The organism is Exiguobacterium sp. BRG2, from assembly GCF_031844245.1.
In the GTDB taxonomy this organism is placed as follows: Bacteria; Bacillota; Bacilli; order Exiguobacteriales; family Exiguobacteriaceae; genus Exiguobacterium_A.
The window spans coordinates 52,732-73,762 of the sequence record NZ_JAUZUW010000007.1 but is presented as its reverse complement, the minus strand read 5'-3'; the positions used below and the strand labels follow the sequence as shown (position 1 = coordinate 73,762).

General features: G+C 46.1%; 21 protein-coding genes. 13 read left to right on the top strand and 8 right to left on the bottom strand.

All coding sequences use genetic code 11. From position 1 onward, the window contains the following. The first annotated feature begins 1 nt into the window (after nt 1). From deoD to Q9R23_RS10470, 9 genes are all read left to right on the top strand, one after another. The gene (gene deoD, locus Q9R23_RS10510; protein WP_035412602.1) at nt 2-709 is read left to right on the top strand and encodes a purine-nucleoside phosphorylase; all 708 of its coding nucleotides are present in this window, start codon (nt 2-4) and stop codon (nt 707-709) included. Nucleotides 710-809: 100 nt separating this feature from the next. After that, complete coding sequence (locus Q9R23_RS10505; RefSeq protein ID WP_311247007.1) at nt 810-2,192, top strand: aldehyde dehydrogenase; 1,383 nt, start codon at nt 810-812, stop codon at nt 2,190-2,192. A gap of 62 nt (nt 2,193-2,254) precedes the next feature. Next, complete coding sequence (locus tag Q9R23_RS10500) at nt 2,255-3,424, top strand: CDP-glycerol glycerophosphotransferase family protein (protein WP_311247031.1); 1,170 nt, start codon at nt 2,255-2,257, stop codon at nt 3,422-3,424. 16 nt (nt 3,425-3,440) lie between these two features. Continuing rightward, on the top strand, nt 3,441-3,830 hold the full coding sequence (tagD, locus tag Q9R23_RS10495) for a glycerol-3-phosphate cytidylyltransferase (protein ID WP_035412608.1): 390 nt from the start codon (nt 3,441-3,443) through the stop codon (nt 3,828-3,830). Nucleotides 3,831-3,882: 52 nt separating this feature from the next. Beyond that, nucleotides 3,883-5,037, top strand: a complete 1,155-nt coding sequence (locus Q9R23_RS10490; RefSeq protein ID WP_214856466.1) for a CDP-glycerol glycerophosphotransferase family protein — start codon at nt 3,883-3,885, stop codon at nt 5,035-5,037. A gap of 157 nt (nt 5,038-5,194) precedes the next feature. Further along, nucleotides 5,195-5,908, top strand: a complete 714-nt coding sequence (locus tag Q9R23_RS10485) for a Crp/Fnr family transcriptional regulator (RefSeq protein ID WP_311247006.1) — start codon at nt 5,195-5,197, stop codon at nt 5,906-5,908. Between the two features lie 234 nt (nt 5,909-6,142). Beyond that, nucleotides 6,143-6,256, top strand: coding sequence for a cytochrome C oxidase subunit II (locus Q9R23_RS10480; protein WP_155960209.1), 114 nt, complete (start codon nt 6,143-6,145; stop codon nt 6,254-6,256). Nucleotides 6,257-6,268: 12 nt separating this feature from the next. Next, nucleotides 6,269-6,739 (top strand): cytochrome c oxidase subunit II, encoded by a 471-nt coding sequence (locus tag Q9R23_RS10475; RefSeq protein WP_035412613.1) that lies wholly within the window; start codon nt 6,269-6,271, stop codon nt 6,737-6,739. Nucleotide 6,740: 1 nt separating this feature from the next. Then, entirely contained in the window at nt 6,741-8,432 is a 1,692-nt protein-coding gene (locus Q9R23_RS10470) for a b(o/a)3-type cytochrome-c oxidase subunit 1 (protein ID WP_251137987.1), read from the top strand. Between the two features lie 99 nt (nt 8,433-8,531). Here the strand turns inward: Q9R23_RS10470 and Q9R23_RS10465 are convergent, their stop codons facing one another. The 5 genes from Q9R23_RS10465 to Q9R23_RS10445 are packed head-to-tail and all read right to left on the bottom strand — an operon-like array spanning nt 8,532 to nt 12,004. Next, nucleotides 8,532-9,161 carry a response regulator gene (locus tag Q9R23_RS10465; RefSeq protein WP_023467256.1) on the bottom strand — a complete coding sequence of 210 codons (630 nt, stop codon included), beginning with the start codon at nt 9,159-9,161 and terminating at the stop codon, nt 8,532-8,534. Continuing rightward, nucleotides 9,158-10,183 (bottom strand): sensor histidine kinase, encoded by a 1,026-nt coding sequence (locus Q9R23_RS10460; protein ID WP_056063588.1) that lies wholly within the window; start codon nt 10,181-10,183, stop codon nt 9,158-9,160. Before Q9R23_RS10460 ends, Q9R23_RS10465 begins: the two co-directional genes overlap by 4 nt. Continuing rightward, entirely contained in the window at nt 10,180-10,899 is a 720-nt protein-coding gene (gene liaF, locus Q9R23_RS10455; protein ID WP_214856469.1) for a cell wall-active antibiotics response protein LiaF, read from the bottom strand. Before liaF ends, Q9R23_RS10460 begins: the two co-directional genes overlap by 4 nt. 59 nt (nt 10,900-10,958) lie before the next feature. Further along, a complete protein-coding gene (locus Q9R23_RS10450; protein ID WP_023467259.1) occupies nt 10,959-11,576 on the bottom strand; it encodes a PspA/IM30 family protein in 618 nt (205 codons plus the stop codon). Nucleotides 11,577-11,626: 50 nt separating this feature from the next. Beyond that, nucleotides 11,627-12,004, bottom strand: coding sequence for a lmo0954 family membrane protein (locus tag Q9R23_RS10445; RefSeq protein WP_023467260.1), 378 nt, complete (start codon nt 12,002-12,004; stop codon nt 11,627-11,629). A 273-nt stretch (nt 12,005-12,277) separates the two neighbouring features. Here Q9R23_RS10445 and rsgA point away from each other — a divergent pair, with 273 nt between their 5' ends. Then, the gene (rsgA, locus tag Q9R23_RS10440; RefSeq protein ID WP_290784208.1) at nt 12,278-13,327 is read left to right on the top strand and encodes a ribosome small subunit-dependent GTPase A; all 1,050 of its coding nucleotides are present in this window, start codon (nt 12,278-12,280) and stop codon (nt 13,325-13,327) included. A gap of 70 nt (nt 13,328-13,397) precedes the next feature. Here the strand turns inward: rsgA and abc-f are convergent, their stop codons facing one another. From abc-f to pflB, 3 genes are all read right to left on the bottom strand, one after another. After that, the gene (abc-f, locus tag Q9R23_RS10435) at nt 13,398-15,098 is read right to left on the bottom strand and encodes a ribosomal protection-like ABC-F family protein (protein WP_214856471.1); all 1,701 of its coding nucleotides are present in this window, start codon (nt 15,096-15,098) and stop codon (nt 13,398-13,400) included. Nucleotides 15,099-15,369: 271 nt separating this feature from the next. Beyond that, nucleotides 15,370-16,089 carry a pyruvate formate-lyase-activating protein gene (pflA, locus tag Q9R23_RS10430; RefSeq protein ID WP_214856472.1) on the bottom strand — a complete coding sequence of 240 codons (720 nt, stop codon included), beginning with the start codon at nt 16,087-16,089 and terminating at the stop codon, nt 15,370-15,372. A 34-nt stretch (nt 16,090-16,123) separates the two neighbouring features. After that, a complete protein-coding gene (pflB, locus tag Q9R23_RS10425) occupies nt 16,124-18,373 on the bottom strand; it encodes a formate C-acetyltransferase (protein ID WP_214856475.1) in 2,250 nt (749 codons plus the stop codon). Between the two features lie 339 nt (nt 18,374-18,712). Here pflB and Q9R23_RS10420 point away from each other — a divergent pair, with 339 nt between their 5' ends. Genes Q9R23_RS10420 through Q9R23_RS10410 form a run of 3 tightly spaced genes read left to right on the top strand, consistent with a single transcriptional unit; the run spans nt 18,713 to nt 20,983 of the window. After that, nucleotides 18,713-19,141 (top strand): hypothetical protein, encoded by a 429-nt coding sequence (locus Q9R23_RS10420; protein WP_214856477.1) that lies wholly within the window; start codon nt 18,713-18,715, stop codon nt 19,139-19,141. Between the two features lie 28 nt (nt 19,142-19,169). After that, nucleotides 19,170-20,342, top strand: a complete 1,173-nt coding sequence (locus Q9R23_RS10415) for a DEAD/DEAH box helicase (protein ID WP_214856478.1) — start codon at nt 19,170-19,172, stop codon at nt 20,340-20,342. Next, nucleotides 20,339-20,983 (top strand): hypothetical protein, encoded by a 645-nt coding sequence (locus Q9R23_RS10410; RefSeq protein ID WP_035412639.1) that lies wholly within the window; start codon nt 20,339-20,341, stop codon nt 20,981-20,983. The genes Q9R23_RS10415 and Q9R23_RS10410 overlap by 4 nt, the downstream gene beginning before the upstream one ends. The last annotated feature ends 48 nt before the right edge of the window (nt 20,984-21,031 follow it).

Genomic DNA, 21,031 nt, shown 5'->3' with positions numbered 1-21,031 from the left:
CATGAGTGTACACATTAACGCAGCTGAAGGACAAATCGCCGAAACGGTCTTACTTCCAGGAGATCCGTTACGGGCTAAATACATCGCCGAAACGTTTTTAGAGGATGTTGTTCTCTACAATGAAGTTCGAGGAATGTATGGTTTTACAGGTACTTATAAGGGTAAAAAAGTTTCTGTTCAAGGAACAGGTATGGGTGTACCATCGATGTCAATCTATGCGAACGAACTCGTTCAGTCGTATGGTGCGAAAAACTTGATTCGTGTCGGTACTGCTGGTGGCATTACTCCAGACGTTAAAGTCCGCGATGTCGTTATCGCAATGAGTGCTTCACATGACATGGCACAAAACCGCGCTCGTTTTAACGGATTAGACTACGCACCGACAGCGTCTTTTGATCTATTGCATAAAGCCTATACAGCCGCAAAAGAACAAGGCATCGATGCAAAAGTCGGTCAAATCTTCACGACGGATCAGTTCTATCAAGATGATTTTCATCATTTCAAAAAATGGGCAGATTTCGGATGCCTCGCAATCGAGATGGAAGCAGCAGGACTGTATACGCTCGCTGCGAAACATAAGGTAAATGCATTGACGATTTTGACGATTTCGGATCATCTGTTGACAGGTGAAGAAACGACATCGGAAGAGCGTCAAACGACATTCAACGACATGATGAAAGTCGCGCTCGAGACAGCGATTCAATTATAAAGAGCAAGACGGAGAATCCTCTCCGTCTTTTTTCATATCGAAAAAGAGATATGGTAAGATGAAGGCAGTGTTATAGACCAGTCAAAGGAGAGATTCTCGGATGGAAACAACGATGACAGAGACAGTTCTTTCAGAACGCTTGCAAATACAACGGCACTTTTTCCGGACAGGGGCAACACGCAGTCTAGCCTTCCGCTTAAGTATGTTAACGTTCTTACGCCAAGCAATCGAAACACATGAAGCGGCGATTTATGAGGCATTAAAACAAGATCTCAATAAAGGACAGCATGATGCGTTCACGACGGAAATCGGATTCGTTTACGGAGAGATTCAACGGATGGAGAGACAACTCCGTCGACTGGCAAGACCAAAACGTGTCGCAACACCGCTTCTGCATATCGGGTCGAAAAGTGAAATCCAATACGAACCTTATGGTAATGTGCTTGTGATTGCACCATGGAACTATCCCTTCCAGCTCGCACTTGCTCCTGTCATTGGTGCGATTGCAGCCGGGAATACGGTCGTCCTTAAACCATCCGAGTTGACACCGAATGTCTCTCGCGTATTACGAGAAGTCTTTGAAACGGCGTTCCATGAACGATTCGGAATCGTCATAGAAGGGGATGCTGAAGTCAGCAGTGCCTTATTAAACGAGCGTTTTGACTATATCTTCTTTACGGGTTCCACACGCGTCGGAAAAATCGTACATCAGGCTGCGGCGAAGCACCTGACGCCTGTCACGCTTGAACTAGGTGGAAAATCTCCGACGATCGTGCACAAGGATGCAGACCTTCGTCTAGCAGCGAAGCGGATCGCATGGGGAAAATGGTTGAATGCGGGACAGACATGTATCGCTCCGGATTATGTATTGATTCATGAAGACGTCAAAGAACGCTTCTTACAACTGATAGAAGAAGAAGCCTTCAAACAGTACGGAAACGGCGTAGGCGTCTCTTCATACGTTAAAATCGTATCGGACGATCATTTGAATCGTTTAAGCAATTATTTAACGCAAGGAACGATTGAATTCGGTGGACAAGTGGATCCGAAAACACGCAAGATGGCGCCGACCGTCATGACTGGTGTAGTAACGGATGCTCCATTGATGCAAGACGAAATCTTCGGACCGATCCTACCGGTGTTAACATACCGTGAAATCGAAGAAGTTATTACATTCGTCAATGATCGTGATAAGCCGCTTGCGCTTTATCTATTCACAGAGAATAAAGCCATCGAGCATCGCGTCCTTGAGCGAATTTCGTTTGGTGGTGGATGCGTCAATGACACATTGATGCATGTCGCACAGCACCACTTACCATTTGGTGGAGTCGGAGCGAGTGGAATGGGTGGATATCATGGCAAATATAGTTTCGAGACGTTCAGTCATCGGAAAGGAATCGTCAAAAATACGACGGCATTTGATTTACCGTTCCGCTACATGCGAACAAATAGCAATTCCAAATGGATGCGCTTTTTGTTATGATGAGCTGTGATTAATTGACTTAAGAAGGAGCTCTTCACTTGAAAGATCAAGTTAAACAGTGGATGAAACGAACAGGCTTGATTGAACGCGGTCTTCGTACCGTCATGAGAGTCTTTACATGGTTGCCACAAAAACGTAAGCGAATTCTTTTCGAGAGTTTTCTCGGAAAACAATATAGTGACAGTCCGCGTGCCATTTACGAATTGATGCGCGCGATGCATCCGGAGTGTGAGTTGATTTTCAGCAAGCAACGAGGTGTTGCATTTCCACCAAATGTCAAGACAGTAGATCGGTTGACGTTCCGCTGGATTTATTTACTTGCGACGTCACGGGTCTGGGTATCAAACAGTCGGTTACCGAGTTGGTTGATCAAACCGGAAAAAACGTTTTATCTCCAAACTTGGCACGGCACACCGCTCAAGAAACTAGCGCTTGATATGGATGATGTCCAAATGGCGAATACGACAACCGAACGATATAAACAAGGATTTAAGCAGGAAGCAGCAAAATGGTCTAGCTTAATTTCACCCAATGCCTATTCCAGTTCAATATTTAGAAGGGCATTTGCATTTGAAGGTGAGATGCTAGAAATTGGGTATCCTCGAAATGATATATTTTATCAAGAGGCGCGACATGCTAAAATCAAAGAAGCAGTATATCGCCACTATGATATTGATCATTCAAAAAAAGTCTTATTGTATGCACCGACTTGGCGAGATAATGCATTCGAAGGTCAAGGGAAATATTCATTTGAGCTACCTTTTTCGCTAAATGAATTTGAAAAGCGATTTGGGGATGAATACGTTCTGCTTGTCCGAATGCACTATTTAGTCGGAAGTCGTCTCGACGTCACTGCTTATCCATCCGTCCGAAATACATCGGACTACCCGGATATTGCGGAGCTCTATCTGGCATCGGACGCCTTGATCACGGATTATTCTTCTGTCATGTTTGATTTTGCGCACTTATCTCGTCCGATTTTATTCTATACGTATGATTTAGAACATTATCGAGATCAATTGCGTGGGTTTTACTTCGATTTTGAGCAGGAGGCACCGGGACCATTGTTGTCGACTGAAACAGCACTGTTTGAAGAGCTGGACCAGTTAGATGATTGGCATACACGGTATGCGTCAGCATTTCGAGCGTTCCAAGAGACGTATTGTCAATGGGATGATGGACAGGCTTCAGAACGGGCGATGAAGACGATCATAAAGAGAATTCACGGATAAAAGGGAGAGCAGAATCATGAAGAAGGTTATTACGTACGGAACATTTGATTTATTACACTGGGGTCATATCAACATCTTAAAACGCGCAAAAGCAATGGGAGATTATCTTATCGTTGCGATTTCAACGGACGAATTCAATCGTTTGAAACATAAGCAGTCCTACCATAATTTCGAGAATCGGAAGATGATTCTTGAAGCTATCCGTTATGTGGATGAAGTCATTCCGGAAAACAGCTGGGATCAAAAAGTAGAAGATGTGAAGAAGCATAACGTCGACCTCTTCGTCATGGGTGATGATTGGAAAGGCGAGTTTGATTTCTTAAAAGAGCATTGTGAGGTCGTTTACCTTAGCCGAACTGAGGGTATTTCTACGAGTCAGATTAAAACGGAATTAGCTTCGAAGTGATTGAAGAGGAGACCACACGACGACGTGCGGTCTTTCTTCGTAGAAGGGCAGGATGAAAGTGGTTAGAGAAGGAATCGTATGGGTCTATTTATTGTTGTTTCGTATTTGTTATGGTGTCTTTCGGTGGTTACCGCTTCGACCCGTCACTTTATTTTGGATGACATATGGGGATAACGCAAAACCTGTTAATGATCGCTTGGCGCAGGAATTGCCAAATGAGAAACGGTATCTGGTATACGATCATCATTTCATGAAGCAGCCGGATCTGTGGAAGTCAGATCGGACTCTTCGCTTTCGTCGTTTACGATTCGTTCGGTTGGCATATTTGCTTGCGACCTCCCGGACGGTCTTCGTCGATAATTATGTCGCAGAATTTAGTGTCGCAACAACGCGACGAGGAACACGACGTATCCAGCTATGGCATGCGGCAGGAACATTAAAGCAGTTTGGACTGACCTCCTCCAAAAGTCTGTTCGTATCAGAACGGGTACGAAATCGTTTTCGACGTGTCTATCAGGAATATGGTGATTTCATCGTGCCGGGGATGCGTTGTGCGACACAATTCATGGCACCGCATGATTTAAAACGATCTCATTTTAAACCGTTCGGCATGCCGCGGACGGATTATTGGTATGATGAGGTTCAGCGGGAACATCGGGCACTTGATTTAAAAGAACGTTATGTAAAACCCGACCGCCGGATTCTATTGTATGCCCCGACTTACCGCGAATATAAAGGAACGGAAGATCACACGATTCAACAGTTCGAACGACTTGCTCAAGCGGGATGGACGATTCTTGTTAAGTTACATCCGACGATCCGAGCGCTTTCGACCTATCGTTCCGCCCATATACATCTTGTGGATGACACGTATCAGATTAATGATTATTTGCTCATCACGGATGTTCTGGTGACCGACTATTCGTCGATTCCATTTGAAAGCTGTCTTCTTGAGATCCCAACGTTCTTATACACACCGGACATCGACACATATCGACAACTACCAGGACTTGTCGATCAGTATCCGAAACCATTACCGGTGCGACAGACGGAGCAGATGGCGCAATTGATGGAGTGGATCGTGTCTGACGCGATACTTGAAGAGTGCCGTCAGCACATGCAGGAATTCCAAACAAGTTGGTATGATCACCCACCAGGTCAAGCAGTTGAACGAATCGTTCATCATTATTACGGAACAGGTATGTGATACTATATCTGACGATTGCTTTAGTTTTAGAAAGCAGTCGTCAGATACTTTTTTAAAATTAATGTGAAACATTGAACAAAGTTTGACAATCTTTTGAAAATCCATTCTTTTGAACTGTGATGTTCTATACTAAAAGCAGAAGAAAAGGAGAGGAGAAATGGATATGCTGACTTGTGGAACGACTGAAGCGAATACGTTCATCTTATCACCTGAGACAAGAACGTTACTAGAAAGCTTCATGACGGAAACGACGTTCAAAAAGGATTCCATCGTCTGTTGGGAAGGGGAAATGAACGACAAGTTGTTTTATGTGAAACAAGGAGGCGTCAAACTATCGAAGTTGACGAAAAAAGGCAGTCCATTACTCATGTTCTTATATTTCAAAGGGGATCTATTTGGTGAATTTGATGTAGGAGAAGCTTTTCCGAGTTCATACAGTATCGAGACGATGGAGGATAGTATCATCGGTTTCCTCACAAAAGAAAAATTAGAGGAACTCATGAGAAAGGATGGTACTTTTGCGCTTGAGATCATGCGGTGGCAAGCATTGATGCGGAAACAGACGGAGACTAAATTGCGCGACTTGCTATTGTTCGGAAAACCGGGCGCGTTAGCTTCGACGTTACTTCGTCTCATCGCGATGGAAGGGGAACAAGTAGGAGAAACCTACCGTCTTGCAAAACGTCCATCCGATGGGGAGTTTGGTCAATTGATTGGCGCACCGCGTGAAACGGTCAACCGGATGTTCTCCCAGTGGAAAAAAGAAGGTGTCATTTCGATGACGCCAAAAGAAATCATCATTCATGATGCACAATATCTGCGTGATCTGTGTCATTGTGAAGGATGCCCAGCAGGTGTTTGTCGAATTTAATAGATAGTGTACAAACAATTCAAACGTGAAGCAGAATTTTCTGTCTCGTGTATGGATTGTTTTTTTTTTGTAGATGAGTCGTGCCTCCTTCTCTTGTTCAGATGTGAACTTTCTGTGTGTTTTTAGAAAGAAAAGTGCGGATTCTTCACATTTGAAGTGATATATATCACAGTTTTCAAACTTGCTGAATTCTTACAATAAAGACAAGTTCAAAGCAGGAGAGGAGTAATCACCATGGACCAAAAATCAGAATCAAACCTTAAAGGAACATTTATCGCCGTCCTGATCGTAGCAGGTATCATCATTGGGATGTGGAGCTCAATCTTTCTATTATTCTTATCACGGTAAGGGGGAGTCACAATGCATATTCATCGTCTAGAAAAAATCTGGCTGATTTTTGGAGCAGTGATGCTTGGCGTCTTTTTAACCATCATCGGCGTATCCGCTTTTGCATCCGGAAATCAACCGCCATCCGATGCAACATTGATTGATCCGACGAAAGTTGATCAAACGAAACCATTCGACAAGCCAGGACTAAAAAAAATCGATGACGACCGATACGAAGCGATCATCGTCGCACAAGCGTTCCAATTCACACCAAAAGATATGGTCATTCCCAAAGGGGCAACGGTTGATTTTTTGGTGACATCAAAAGATGTCGTCCATGGCTTTGAAATTGTCAAGACGAATGTCAATATGATGGTCGTTCCTGGTCATATCAATTCCATTGAATATACATTCAAGGAAGCTGGCGAGTATTTGGTCGTCTGTAATGAATACTGTGGATCGGGTCATCATATGATGGCAACCAAAATCAAGGTGGTGGAATAAGATGAATGCCATTTCAAAAAAATTAAGACAGTTCGAGATGGAGCGTGGTCTGCCTGCTACCGTCATCGGAATTAAGGAAGCGAAGCTCGCTTTCGCACATGTTAGTTTTTCACTCGTTGCCTTATTGATTGGTGGTTTATGTGGATTGTTGCAAACGATGGTGCGGACAGGTGTCATTCCAGAAATTGCTGGAGTCGGCTACTATGAGCTTCTCACTGCCCACGGGTTAATGCTTGCGATCGTCTTTACGACATTATTCATATTTGGATTACTGTTTTCATTTTTAGGTCAATCCTTTGGACGGTTCGAAGACTTTCCTCGACGTCTCGGGTGGGTTGGATTCTGGTTCATGATCCTTGGTGTCATCCTCGTCACATGGATGGTACTTGCAGGAGAAGCTTCCGTCCTCTATACATTCTATGCACCACTCAAGGCACATCCAGTATTTTATATTGGACTCGTCATCTTCGTCGTCGGAACGTGGATTGCTTCTGGTGCCATGTTCCGTATGTATGCTGATTATAAACGGGAACACCCTGGCGTTCATCCACCACTTCAAGCATACATGAGTATTATGACTGCCTTATTATGGGTGGTTGCGACACTCGGAGTAGCAGCGACGATTCTCTTTCAGCTCCTTCCCTTATCCCTTGGTTGGACGGATAAGGTCGGAATCGAGCTATCCCGGACGCTATTTTGGTACTTTGGTCATCCACTCGTCTATTTCTGGTTGTTACCTGCCTACATCGTCTGGTATACAGTCATCCCGAAAATCGTTGGTGGAAAGGTTTTTTCTGACGCATTAGCACGTATGTCATTTTTATTGTTCCTCCTCTTTTCGTTCCCGGTTGGTTTTCACCATCAATTGTTAGAGCCGGGGATTTCTGCTTTTTGGAAGTATGTCCAAGTCGTTTTGACGTTCCTCGTCATCATTCCATCATTGATGACAGCCTTCTCGATGTTTGCGACTTTTGAGTTGGCGGGTCGTCGGAAAGGGGCGACCGGGGTATTTGGTTGGGTGAAAAAAATGCCGTATCGCGATGTCCGGTTCCTTGCACCGTTCATCGGGATGTTGTTCTTCATTCCTGCAGGTGCAGGTGGTGTCATCAACGCATCCCATCAACTAAACATCATCGTTCACAACACATTGTGGGTTACGGGACACTTTCATATCACGGTCGGTGCCGCTGTGGCACTGACGTTCTTCGGAACAGCCTATTGGCTTGTCCCGCTCTTACGTGGTCGAACGTTAACAGCGGCAATGAATCGTCTTGGGCTTATTCAAACGGCTGCCTGGACGATCGGAATGCTCTTCATGTCGACAGCAATGCATATCTCAGGTCTACTCGGTAATCCACGACGGACGGGTCCTGCCGCCTACTTCAAAGATTCGATCGTCGCTGACTGGATTCCATATCATGTCGCCATGGCAATTGGTGGGACGATTTTATTCATCTCGATTCTATTGTTCTTGTATGCGATGTTCCAACTTGCATTTCGTACACCAAAAGGAACGGAAGAATTTCCGATTGCTGAAACGGAAGAAGAGGCGATGGCAACGCCACTCTTCTTTGAAAATTGGAAGCTATGGATTTTTGTAACGTTCGCTTTGATTGCGTTTGCGTACACAGTACCGATTTGGCATATGATTGAAAACGCCCCTCCAGGCGCTCCGGGATGGAAGCTTTGGTAATCGTTTCGTACAACATCAAAACCCCGAACGGTCTCTGACTAAGAGACGATTCGGGGTTTTTGGCATGCGCTTAAAGAATAAGTAATGAAGGGCTAAATCTTATTTGACGAGATTATGCTTGAAGGCATAGACGACAGCTTGTGTACGGTCTACGACATCTAGTTTTGATAAGATGTTCGAGACATGTGTTTTGACGGTTTTTAAGGAAATGAATAATTCGTCCGCAATCTCTTGGTTCGCCATACCACGAGCCATCAATTGAAGAACTTCCTGCTCACGTTCCGTTAAATCATCATGTAAGTGTGTCGTAGGACGACGAAGACGTTCCATCATTTTACCGGTCACTTGTGCTGCCATGACAGATTGACCGTTTGCTGTCTTGCGAATCGCTTCTGCGATGTCAAAGGCGCTAGCTGTCTTTAAAACGTAACTCATCGCACCCGCTTCAATGACAGGATAGACTTTCTCGTCATCAAGAAAACTCGTCACGACGAGAATTTTTGCTTCCGGCCAGTCTTTGCGGATCAACCGGGTTCCTTCGACGCCATCAACTGGCTCCATCACTAAATCCATCAAGATGACATCCGGTCGGTGTTCGAGCGCCAGCAAGGCTCCCGCTTGACCATCCGAAGCTTCAGCGACGACCTCGATGTCTGGTTGTGTGGAAAGGAAAGCAGACACACCGGCCCGGACCATCTCGTGGTCATCTACTAATAATACGCGTATCATACTTGCACCATCCGATCTTTTCTAAGTTTTACTTCGATTTGGGTTCCTTGTCCAGGAACACTGACGAGACGAATCGTTCCACCCATCTCAGCCGTTCGTTCTCGCATCGAATTGATGCCATAAGAGGCAAGTTTTTTTTCATCCACAACAAATCCAACACCATCATCATTCATGCTCAGGATAATTGTTTCGTTGAATTCTCGGAGCTCGATATCCATATGGGACGCTTTCGCGTGACGTAAGGCATTCGTTAATCCTTCTTGAACAATCCGGAACAACTCGTTTTCGATTTGTCGTGGGAGTGACATCTCTTCTAACTTCCAACTCAATTGTGTGGACTGCTTTCTAGATAATTCTTCGAGCAGTTGAGAAAGTCCTTGTTGTAACGTCATCCCTTCGAGTTCGACGGGGCGAAGTTGAAGTAAGAGCGAACGCATTTCAGACTGTGCCGTTTGTGCCATCGTCTCGACCATTTCGATTTGTTTGGCAGCAGCTTCAGGTTGAGACAAAATCGTCTGTTTGGCTGCTGTCGTCATCATCGAGATGGCATAAAGTTGTTGTGAAACGGAGTCGTGTAAATCACGTGCGAGTCGCTTGCGTTCTTCGGTGACAGCTTGAATCCGTACCTGTTCGACGTGCTGCGGACGCGTGCTGATCTTTTGAACGGTCTCGACTTGCTCGTCAATACGTTTTCCAATTCGTGACAGGCGTGTCAACGTATGAAAATAGGGACCGGGAACAATTGTGACATCTTTTCCTTGCTCCAGTTCGATGATGGCAGTCGTGACACGCTTGAAGTCACGACGCAAGAAAAAATAATGCATGCTACCGATAGCAAGCGGCAGTAGTAATGAGAGTCCGATGACGAGTAAAAGGACAGGAAAGTCTTGCTGACGGACGAAGAGAACATGCCAATCGACTTGGCGTGTACTTAAGAATAACAACGTCGTCATGACGGCTGTCAAAAAGCCCGTCATGACTTGCAGAGCGATGACACCAAGCGGAAATTGATCACGCTTCATATCGAAGACACCTCCACGTTGCCAATACCGAGCATGACATGAATACGAACCTTCCGCGTCGCGTCACCATATTCTGGTGCTCGGAATTGAATGCGTCGATTGAAGAAGGTCGGAATACGGCGGATGTCCGTCTTGACGCTTCCGAAGCCGATCGACGTGTCGAGCGTATAATCATAACCGGACGGTAAAAGAATCCGGACGTCCCCGACGACGCCACTGACGACGATCAATGTTTCACCTTCCGGGACATAGGCATGCGTCAAATCGATTTCTAAATCCTTGACGATGAACTGTTCACTTAAGTCCTGTAAGACATACGGTGCATCGGCCTGGGTTGAGAAGGAGTAAGCTGGTTGAATCTTGATGCCTTCCTCTTCATATTGATGGGGGGCAATCCGTGAAAACAAAAATTCACGGACAGAATGCCGTGTCACAAGAATGATCCCAAGATAGAGCAAAATTCCGGCAATGACAAAACCGATGGCAGCCGAACTGAGGACGACGCCAGCAAGAATGATCGTACCGACGATATAAAAGAGGATCGCTAGTTTTTCATGATTGCGCCGCCGGAAATGAATCCCGACGTAATACAGCAGGAAAGGGAATAAGACACCGAACAATACATTTCCTGCACCGGATAATAGGTCATAGAATAGACCAAGGGCGAACAGGATCGATACGTAACCGACCAGTTGTTTCGTACTTAATCGTCGCACGATCAATCTCCTTTCTAACATGACAAAGGGAGGCATACGCCTCCTTCGTCATGAACTGCTTATTGGTGAATGCGGCGTTCGAGTTCAGCGATACGCGCATCGATATCATCTTCATCAACGGCTGGTTGTTTTGCTTCAGGTTCTTCCGCCGTGAACGGATGTGCTTCTTCTTTTATAGTAGCATTTGGTTCGCGATCTAGCACCTGGTTCATCTTGTTTTTTAAGTTCGAAACGTTTTCGCGCATCATCCATTCGTACCGTTTGTTCTGTAGGTCTTCGAGCTTCAACTTCAATTCGAGGGCTTCACGTTCAAGCTCATTTAACTCACGTTTCGTTTCAGCGACGAGTTCTTCGAAGAACCGGTATTGCTCTCCGTAATGTTTCGATTCGATGGCAGCACGTTCGGCGAGTTGCTGTTCACCGGCTTCGTTTGCGATTTCAACTTGTTTGAAGCGTTTATCGGCTAAATCCTTCGCTTCTTCCTGCTTTTGAGTCAGTTCCAGCAATAATGTCCGTTGACGCTCAAGTAGTCGATCGATCTCTTTTAAATCAGCTTCTGTAGATCGAATATGACGAACGAGCTTTTTAGCAGGTACTTCGCCCTGTTCAGCGGCTTTTTTGACTTCTGTCATCATTTGTGTCGCAAAATCGTTGAGTTGATCAAACACGTTTTTCATGAAAAATTCCTCCTTGAAAGTGGTAAACAGTATGGGTATTATCTTTAAATTTAGAATCGTTTTTCGTCTAAGTCTTTCCAGTCAGCTTCAAAATGTGTTGTTGATGTACGGCGGCGGTTAAAGAGATCTTGAACATTGACACGCTGTAGTTTCATACGCATGTAACCGACGTACAATGCGATGGCTGCTGCGATTCCAATGACTGCCCAGATGTTTGAGAGGGCAAGTCCGATTCCGATGGCTGCTAGAAATCCGAAACCGAGTTTCGCTGGCCATTTGTTCGATTGCATGAACTTACTGATCGAATAGAACGCAAGTAATGCCCCTAAACCAAGTCCGATCATATGCGGTAATGTTCCGATGACGACGGCAAGTAACGCCAGTCCGGCGAGAATCATCACCAATTGTTTTCCTTTCGATTGCTTCATGAGGAAGCCTCCCTTGTGTTGATACCTTTATGATACGGGAGTCCTTCTATTCCTACGACACTCTTTGGACCGTATTTGCTCTCGGGCTTAAGGCGGAGAGAAGGTCTGACTTTAAGGGAAGCGCTATCAGAACCAATGATTCATATGATACTCTATAAGGGAATCGAATCGAGAGGAGTGATGTTGATGAGTGCAACAATCAACGCTAAAAAAGTGACATGTGTCGGAAACCAGGGAGGGGTTTCCCTCCCTTAAATCAGAGGAGGAAACCATTTGAACGAATGGGGTACACCACCTGTCTACGAAACGACAGGAACAGAACGATTAGGACGGATCATAGCCGTCTATCAAACGCATTATCGTGTCATGACGGAAACAGGAGAATCGCTGAGCGAACTGTCTGGTAAGTTGCGTTTCCAATCAGGAACGAAAGCTGAATTGCCAGCGGTTGGAGACTGGATCATTCAAACAGAGCGAGAGCCAGGCAAAGGACGAATCGAACGTGTCTTGCCACGGTCGTCTCAATTTTCCCGAAAAGCGGCAGGAACGGAGACCGAGGAACAAATCATCTGCGCGAATGTTGACGTCGCCTTGCTCGTCATGGCTTTTGGACATGACTTCAACGTCCGTCGACTGGAACGTTATTTAACGGTTGCTTGGGATGCAGGGGTGACACCAATCATCGTCCTGACGAAAAAAAGTTTGATGCCGTCGATCGAAATAGAACTGCAGGCTGTTGAAGCAGTCGCGTTCGGAACACCGATCCTTGCCGTTGATTCTTTGACGGGTGACGGATTAGAGGAACTACGTGCCCAGTTACAAGTCAAGCAAACGATCGTGTTAGTCGGATCGTCCGGCGTTGGGAAGTCGACGCTCGTCAACGCTTTAGCTGGAGAACGGTTAATGGAGACGGGTGGCGTACGGGAAGACGATGAACGCGGACGTCACACGACGACACATCGCGAACTGAAACGACTGGCGAACGGTTTATTACTCGTCGATACACCGGGTATGCGAGAATTGGCCTTATGGGATGGAAGTGACGGTTTATCGTCGACGTTTTCCGATATTGAAGAGCTTGCTGAAAACTGTCGTTTTCGAGACTGTAAACATGAGAAGGAACCAGGATGTGCCGTTCGGACAGCTTTAGAAGATGGAACGCTATCTGCTGAGCGCTGGAACAGCTTCGTCAAGCTAAAACGAGAAATCGCCTATACGGAACGTAAGCAAAACGTGGCGTTGCAGGCGGCGGAGAAAGAAAAGTGGAAAAAAATCCACAAGCAGGCACAAGCGCATACGAAACTGAAGTATCAAAAGCGGTAATACGACTGAAATATGAAAAGCATCTGCAACGGAAACAGGAGTCTCTTTTTCTATGCAGATGCTTTTTTTGTTATTCTTTTGAAAGTGATTCATTTGTTTCTGTATCGAACGGCACATCACCTGTCAAAGCATCAAGACGATGTAGATCGGATTGAGTCGCTTCAGGGTCACTTCGGCGTGCATTTCTTACCACGGCAGTTCCGTCTGGATGATCGTTGAATCCAGTCGTTAAGTCAAACGTCCGGTTCGATAGCCGATCGGTAAAATAACGATCGTGAGAGACGAAGAGGAGCTCACCAGGGAAGACATCGAGGGCGGCTTCGATTTGTTCACGAGTCGCAAGGTCCAAATAGTTCGTCGGTTCATCGAGAATAAGCAAGTGAGCACCAGAAAAATACAGACGTAAAAAGGCGATTCGACATTTCTCACCCATACTAGCGTCGGCAATCGACCGGTAAACATCATCGCGACGGAATAAAAAACAGGCGAGCAACGTCCGGGCGTCCGTTTCACTCATCGTGCCGTACTCAAGTAATGCCTCTAACAACGTACCGGATGTCGGTAAATGGGAAAGAGCTTGTGAAAAATAGCCGGTTTTTAATCGAGGATGGCGGATGACTGTCCCTTGATTAGGAACATATTCGCCCTCAATGAGACGCAGTAAGGTCGTTTTCCCACTTCCATTCGGTCCAATGACAGCAATCCGGTCACCGCGATCGATTGAAAATGAGACATCGTTTAGAATGGTTTTCGTCTCATATCTAAACGTGACGTGTTCGAACGAAACGAGTCGCTTCGCATGAATCGCTTCATGTTCAAATGCGACGTGAATAGTCGGTGCAACCTCTGGCTTTTTAACACGATTCTCCAGTAAGCGCTCAAGCTGTTGTTCTTTTGCTTTGACCTTTGTTGCGTGTTTAGCGGCTTTCTTTTTCGCATATGGATCGCGTTCACTAGCTTGATCCGAAGCTTTTTGATGCCATTGCCGGTATCCTTGAATCATGCGTGTCAGCTCTTTACGGGTGCGTTCTTGTTTTTCGTACGCTCGTTGTTGCGACAGAGCTTGATGTTCCTTTTGTTCTTTATAGGACTGATAGTTTCCGCTGTATCGCGTTGCCCCTGATTCGGATAATTCAATGACGGCATCAGCCGTTGCGTCGATGAAGAATCGTTCGTGTGAGACATAGAGAATCGAGGTCCGTGACATGTTGACCCATTCCGTGAGCCACTCGAGTGTCTCTTGATCCAGATGATTCGTCGGTTCATCGAGAATGATGAAATCAGGTCGTGATAGAAGCAGACAGGCAAGTTGGAGGCGCGTCTGTTCACCACCGCTTAAACTGGATGCTTTGTGTGTCCAGAGTGCTTCCTTTAATTTGACTTCTTTTAAGACGCGTGCTGCATCTGCTTCCAGCGAGAAGGCGTCCTGATCGATTGCTTGTTGATAAATCGTCAAGTCACCATTCATGGCATTAGCGCGAAGTTGATAACGAACCGCATCCGCTCGTTCGACGACATCAAGAACGGTGTGATCGCCCGCCACAAAGTGTTGTGATAGTAGACCGAGTTTTTTGAAATGACGCTTGATCGAACCGTCAGTCGGCTGAAGTTGATCAGCGATCAAGTGTAACAATGTCGTTTTTCCGATGCCGTTCGGACCAATCAAAGCGACGTGTTCACCAGTATGAATATGAAAGGAGACGTCCGAGAAAAGACGTCGTTCGTCGTAATCCATTGATAGGTGTTGAATCGTAAGTGTTTCAGTAGACATAAAAGCAGCTCCTTTAGGCTTCATTTCCAGTAAGATGAAATGAAAACACACCATCCGAAGCGAGCGGATGGTGTGCAGGAGTAACTCAAAGAAGGCGATGACCAGAGGATGGTCACACCGAAAAAGAGCAGACTCGTAGCGTCAGACATCCGCAACTGCATTGCGAAAGAGATGATTTCATTCATCAAGCGACCTGTACGAGTGATTGCTTCATTTCGGTGTTGTACCTCCTGTTCATAATCTATGATGTCATCGTAACAAATCGGAAACGTTAACACAAGTACGATTCAAGTAGGGTTTGCGCAGCGTTTGTTTCTTCTGATGAAGGGGGAAGCACATCAGTTAACGGATAAGCAAGACCGAGGTTTTCCCACTTATAGACACCGAGTTGATGATACGGCAGTACCTCGACGCGCTCGACGTTTCCGAGCGTCCGGATGAACTCGCCGGTCTGACGGAGGAAATGTTCCGACATCGTGATACCTGGAACGAGGACGTGGCGAATCCAGACGGGAATGTTTCGCTCGGCTAGGCGTTTTGCGAAGGCGAGTGTATTGGCGTTACTCCGTCCAGTCAAGACGCGACAAGCAGCATCGTCGATATGCTTGATATCGAGCAGAACCAAATCCGTCGCATCGAGAATGGCGTCGATGTTTTTTGGGACGACAGATCCAGCGGTATCGATGACCGTATGCAGTCCATGCCGCTTCGCTTCTGTTAAAGCAGCCTCTAGGAACTCTGGCTGAGCGAGCGGTTCACCTCCAGAGAAGGTGATTCCGCCACCCGTCGCCTCGAAAAAGGAGCGATAGCTGATCGCTTCTTTTACGACTTCGTCTGCTGAGACACGCTGTCCGCAACCGAACTCCCATGTATCCACGTTATGACAGTATTGACACCGTAGTGGACATCCTTGCGTAAAGACGATGAATCGAATGCCAGGACCATCGACTGTTCCACATGATTCAACGGAATGGACCATACCATAGGTCATTCTGCTCACTTCCTTTCACATACTACACATCATTTTAGAGAGAACCGTGGAACGTACGATTGATGACATCAATCTGTTGTTCACGCGTCAGTTTAATGAAGTTGACGGCATAACCGGAAACCCGAATCGTTAACTGTGGATATTGTTCTGGATGCTCCATGGCATCGAGTAACGTCTCACGGTCGAAGACGTTGACATTCAAGTGATGACCTTTTGAAGTCGTACCACCCATATATCCGTCAAGTAATCCGACCGTATTGCGAATACGTGTTGCTTCATCCTTACCAAGTGCTTTTGGAACGATCGAGAACGTGTAGGAGATACCATCGAGCGCATGTTCATATGGTAGTTTCCCGACAGATGTCAGAGCAGCGACAGCACCACGGGTATCACGTCCATGCATCGGGTTAGCACCCGGTGCAAATGGTTCACCCGCACGGCGTCCATCGGGTGTATTTCCTGTCTTCTTACCATAGACAACGTTTGAAGTAATCGTCAGGACAGACTGTGTCGGGAGCGCATTTCGATACGTTGGATGTTTACGGATTTTCTCCATGAACAATGTCACGAGATCAACAGCCATCTGATCGACCCGTTCATCGTTATTCCCGAACTTTGGAAACTCACCTTCGATCTTGAAATCAACTGCAATCCCATCCGCATCTCGGATCGGGCGGACTGTTGCATAACGAATAGCGGATAGACTGTCGGCGACGACCGATAAACCAGCGATGCCGCATGCCATCGTCCGTAAGATTTCCGGATCGTGTAAAGCCATTTCAATCCGTTCGTAACTGTACTTATCATGCATGTAGTGGATGACATTCAGTGTGTTGACGTACAGTTCTGCGAGCCAATCGAGTTGACGATCGTAAGCCGCCATGACTGTCTCGTAATCGAGTACTTCATCGAGCATCAATGGTGTGACTGGGGCGACTTGAATTTTGAGCTTCTCGTCCATTCCGCCATTGATTGTATAAAGTAATGCTTTTGCAAGGTTTGCTCGAGCACCGAAGAACTGCATCTGTTTCCCGATCCGCATCGCGGAGACACAACAAGCGATGCCGTAATCATCCCCATAAACCGGCAACATCAAATCATCGTTCTCATACTGAATCGAGCTTGATATGATCGACATCTTCGCGCAGAATTCCTTGAATCCGCGTGGAAGCTGAGTGGACCAGAGAACAGTTAGATTTGGTTCAGGTGCCGGACCGAGTGTCGAGAGCGTATGCAGGAACCGGAATGAACTTTTCGTGACATTTGATCGACCATCTTCACTCATCCCGCCAATCGATTCCGTTACCCACGTCGGGTCGCCAGAGAAGAGATCGTTATAGTCCGGTGTTCGTAAGAATTTGACGATCCGAAGTTTCATGACAAAATGATCGACGAGCTCTTGTGCTGTTTCTTCCGTCAAGCGGCCGGTCGCAAGATCACGTTCGACATAAATATCGAGGAACGTCGAGACTCGACCGAGTGACATAGCTGCACCATTTTGTTCTTTGATCGCAGCAAGATAAGCAAGATAGACCCACTGGAATGCTTCTTGTGCTGTTTCTGCAGGGCGGGAGAGATCAAAACCATAGCGAGTTCCAAGCTCGGTCAATTCCGTTAATGCGCGCAATTGTTCATTCATCTCTTCGCGGTCGCGGATCATCGATTCAGAGAGGAAGCCGCCACGTGCCTTCAAGTCTCGCTTACGTTCTTCAATCAAGCGTGCTGTTCCGTACAAAGCGACACGACGATAGTCGCCAATGATCCGCCCACGTCCATAGGCGTCTGGTAATCCTGTGATGATACCGGCTTTACGTGCAGCGCGCATCTCAGGGGTATAGGCATCGAAAACCCCTTGGTTATGTGTCTTCCGGTACTCGCTGAAAATTTTCGTGACGGTCTCGTCTGCTTCAAAGCCATACGCAGCTAAGGCATCATTCACCATCCGAATCCCGCCGTTCGGATGAATTGAACGTTTGAACGGTTCATCTGTCTGTAAGCCGACGATTTTTTCAAGAGAGGGATCAAGATACCCTGCATCATGCGAGAGAATCGTTGATGGTGTCTTGGCATCGACGGCATACACACCACCACGTTGTCGTTCTTCATTCGTCAACTGTAGAATTTGTTGCCAAAGCCGTTGCGTCGCTTGCGTCGGACCGACTAAAAAGTGATCATCACCTGTATATTCCGTGCGATTGAGCCGGATGAAGTCTGCAACATCGATTGTCTTGATCCATTCGCCAGACGTAAAGTTTGTCCAGGCACTCGTTTTTTCTAATAACATGGATACCACTCCTTTAAAATTGAGCTAATGATCAGTTCCTTATGTGAATAGTGTAACAAAAGGAGATAGAGATTCCCTTTACGTTCATGTGAATAATTTAACAAGTGAACAAACGTTGATATGAGGGGTTTTCTTTATTTCTGTACTTATGAAAGAGTGAAGATTAAAAAACAGTTGAAGTCTGGTAAATCAAGATTTTCACGAAACTGTATGAGCTGATTTGAAAAAGATCCACTAGCACAGTTGAAACTGTGAGGAATGTCACGTTACGGTATCTTGTGTTTTTAGGACGTATCGTTGACAATGAAAAAGGGAATATAGAACGTGGAGGTGTGCCAAATGGAGTATGTGTCATTAACGCAACAAGGAGATTATCAGTCGGGAGACTGGGTCTCGCTGAAAATCGGATCGGAAGGTTCGACGCGAACTGGGATGATCACAGAATTTGAAGGTGATGGATTCTGGATTCGGTTTGAAGATGATTTTGATTATGAAGACTTTATCGGCTATGATGAATCGTACTGGATTGCGCTTGTTCGCCGTCCCGTGGACGTAAAAGCGATGTATGCGAGTCTTGCCGTGTATCCGGCACTCGCTGCAGAATTACAGGATCGTGTCATCCAAGGCTTCGAGATTTTAAAGGAAGAAGCCGGTGAAGAAGAAGTCCGGTTCCACATCCGATTGCTCGACGCAGGAAATGAATATACACAGACATTACGGGGATACCGTGATGCATCAGGAGATCATGTCGAATACGTAACGGCATGATGGAATTAAGAGAGTAGGAGAAATCGTTATGAAATTTACAAAACCATTTTTACAGGAAGCATGGGAACGGGCGCGCTTTACAGAGTTGATGCCTGTTCAAGAACAAGCGATTCCGTTGTTGCGCGAAGGAAAAGATGTCCTAGCTGAAGCGCCGACAGGTACAGGGAAGACGCTTGCTTATGTCATTCCAGCTTTAGAAAAGATTGAAGTGGAAGAGCCACACGTGCAAGTCGTCATCACGGCACCAACACGGGAACTCGTCATGCAAATTCATCAAGTCATTCAATTATTTGCTCAAGGAAGTGGTATCAAATCCGGTGCATTCATTGGTGGTGTTGAATTAAAGCGACAATATGAACGATTGAAGAAAAAGCCGCAAATCATCGTCGGAACACCGGGACGTCTCGTCGAGTTGATTGATTCGAAGAAGCTGAAGATGCATAAGGTGAAATTGATCGTTTTAGATGAAGCGGATCAAATTTATGAAAGTGGCATGAGTGACTCGGCGACGCGAATCGCAAATAGTGCGCTACGCGATCGACAACTGGCATTCGTCTCAGCGACATTGCCGGAACGGACAGCAGAATGGGGACGGACGCTTGCGAATGATCCTGAGACGATTCGTGTTGAGCGTGTCGTCAGCACACAAGTGACATTCGGTTATTTGGAGACTTCACGTCGTCAGAAACCGGAATTGTTACGTCGTCTGGCGAACATGCAAGGATCAAAAGTGCTGACATTCATCAACAATCGCTCATTCCTTGGACCATTGAATGGCGAGTTGAGTAAATTCTCACTGAAATACCGGATTTTAGACGCTGAAAAAGGAAAACGAGAGCGGATGGAGACCTTGCGTTCTTATAAAAAGGGAGAGTTTCCTTTACTCGTCACGACAGGTCTTGCGGCGCGTGGGCTTGATATCGAAGCGGTCACACACGTCGTCCATTACGATTTACCGGAGTCGCTTGACGATTTCGTACACCGTTCAGGTCGGACGGGACGCGGAAACGCAAATGGGATGGTACTTGCACTTGTCACGGATCAAGATTTAAAACACTTAAAAACACTTGCAAAGCAAATGGGCGTCGAGATGGAGCCAATGGAAATTTACCGCGGAGAAGTCATTCCGAAACGTGAATTCACAGCTCCTCAGACGATTAAGCGACCGGCTACTCCTCACCGGAAAGGGCGATCGAAATGAAGAACGATCGAAAAGTAATTCCATTTCCGACGACGGTTTCTGAAGCGGAAATGAATGCAGCCTTGAAGAAAATGTATCAGGAAGCAGCAACAGCACGCAGTACGGACTGGGTCGCTTTCATTGAAGAGATTGCGACAGAAGGACGTTGGTATTTAAAAGATGCTGAATTGTTCCGGGACTTATTCGTTGACTGGGCGATCTTCTATGAAACGGATGATCAAGGAAAAACACCGCACGGTCGTTTTCTCGAGCAGATAAAAGACGAGCTATCACCTAGTCTCTATCGCGCCTTGCGTGGATTAGCTGACCCGATGCCGTCGCTGTTTCAAGTCGATGCAGATGGTGTTGTTGATTTAATGTCGAAACAGACGTATCAAACGGATTTGGCTGAGATTGAAGTCGAACCGGGGGATCTGTTGATTGGGAAACTGCTCTATATTTCTGGTAAGTGGCGCTTTGCGATTGCCTACATGAAGGTAGCGCGCGCATTAGTACCAGAAGTCCTCGCTTTGTTGACGGACTTCGTGGATGAAGTGGGAGAAGACGCGTTACTTCGTCAATATCCAGAGTTTTGTGCGGAATTAATCGACTTGCTCCTCGATATCGAAGAAGGTAACATTGCACCAAGACCAGAAGAATAACTCAAAAAACCTAGGACACGTTGACTACAAAAAGTCATATGTCCTAGG